This is a genomic window from Spirillospora sp. NPDC000708 (assembly GCF_040299565.1).
Classification (GTDB): domain Bacteria; phylum Actinomycetota; class Actinomycetes; order Streptosporangiales; family Streptosporangiaceae; genus Spirillospora.
This window is the reverse complement of the sequence record NZ_JBEPCJ010000233.1, coordinates 1-1,579: the sequence shown is the minus strand read 5'-3', so window position 1 is coordinate 1,579 and position 1,579 is coordinate 1. Positions and strand designations below refer to the sequence as shown.

The 1,579-nt window shown below is 70.6% G+C and carries 1 protein-coding gene; it reads left to right on the top strand.

The genetic code is table 11. The features are described from left to right. Nucleotides 1-981 (top strand): HNH endonuclease signature motif containing protein (locus tag ABT299_RS52635; protein ID WP_500255475.1); only part of this gene is annotated, 981 nt, incomplete at its 5' end. Nucleotides 982-1,579 lie beyond the last annotated feature (598 nt).

Sequence of the window (1,579 nt, the reverse complement as noted above, 5' to 3'; positions counted from 1 at the left end):
GCCCGACAGCGCCACCGCCTACCGGAAGTCTGCGCACAGCTCGCAGCCGGGGAACTGTCCTACGGCTACGCCGCCACCGTCGCCGACTCGGTCGCGCGCCTCGACGACATCGACTGCGCCGAGGCCGAGACAATCCTCCTCGGGTTCGTCGAGCAGGGCTTCTCGGCCGGGAAGGTAGCCGCGTTCGGGCGCCGCATCCACGATCTCATCGCCGAACGCGACGACACCGAAGACGCGCCCGACGAGGATTCGCGGCGCGGTTACGACAAGTCCTGGCTCACCACCACCCGATCCCTGGACGGCGGCCGCTACGTCAAAGGCTGGCTGAACCCCGAAGACGCCGCGACCTGGGACGGCACACTCGCCCCACTGGCCAAGCCGGCCGGACCGGACGACCGCCGAGACCTCCCCGAACGCACCGCAGCCGCCTTGTCGAGCGTGCTCTCAGGCGGCCACAAGGCGTCCAAGGTCACCGTCATCTGCGACCTGGACACCCTCACCGGCGGCAACGCACCCGCCCGCCTCACCGACGGCACCCCCATCCCCGCCGCACAAGCCCGCCGCATCGCCCTAGCCGCCGGAGTCTCACCCCTCCTCCTGGGGCGCGGGAACACCCCGCTGTACCTGGGATATCGGGAACGGTTCGCCTCCGCAGCACAACGCCAAGTCCTGGAGACGCTCTACTCCTCCTGCGCGGTGCGAGGCTGCGAAGTGCCCGGGACGCTGTGCGAAATCGACCATGTCCACGGCTGGGCGCTCGGGCGATCGCCCACCGACATCGACCAACTCGCACTCACCTGCGGATGGCACAACCGCTTCAAGCACAGTCACCCCGACCAGATCCAGATCAGCAAAGATCAGGACGGGCGCTACGTCTACCGGCTACTCCCACCAGCCGACGCCAGAGGATCCGCAACCGGGACTGGACCACCGGGCAGCATCGGCCCACCCGACAGCACCGCGCTCGACTGGGCCGCATAACCGCAACACCTCACCTCGGAACACTGCACACGGCCATGCCCTGCGCCGGTCCGCCCGCATCCCCACCGATGACGGGCGGCCCCGGCATGCCCACACCACAGCCGACCGCCTCACACCGGCTGCGCATGAACCACCAGACGGCCCTTCGGAGACCGCCACCAGTCACCCGGCCACTACGCACCGCCCAGCAGCACCGCCCAACACCGCCCAACACCGCCCCGGACCGAACCGCATAGCTGCCCCCCCCGCATAACACCCATCCACCCGGCCCGCACCCTGCGCCGGTCCAGCCGCAGCCACCCTCACGACGGGCGAGCCAGCCCCCACGACAAGGCCATGCCGACACGACAGCGCGATACACCAATGCAATAGCCAAGGCCGCCTGTCGAATGCGGTACGCCAACACTCCACGGCCCGTGGTGCCAGCGCCCCGGCAACGCACCACATCGGGGGTGGCTCGTTTCCGATCGGGTGTTGCGGTGTTGCCCTTGGGTTCTCTTCGTACCTGGCGGAAGGGGGTGGTGGGGTGGCGCGACCCGGGGGCGGGGGGGGGGGGGGGGGGCCCCCCCCCCACCCCCCGGGCCCCCGGGGCGGCGCA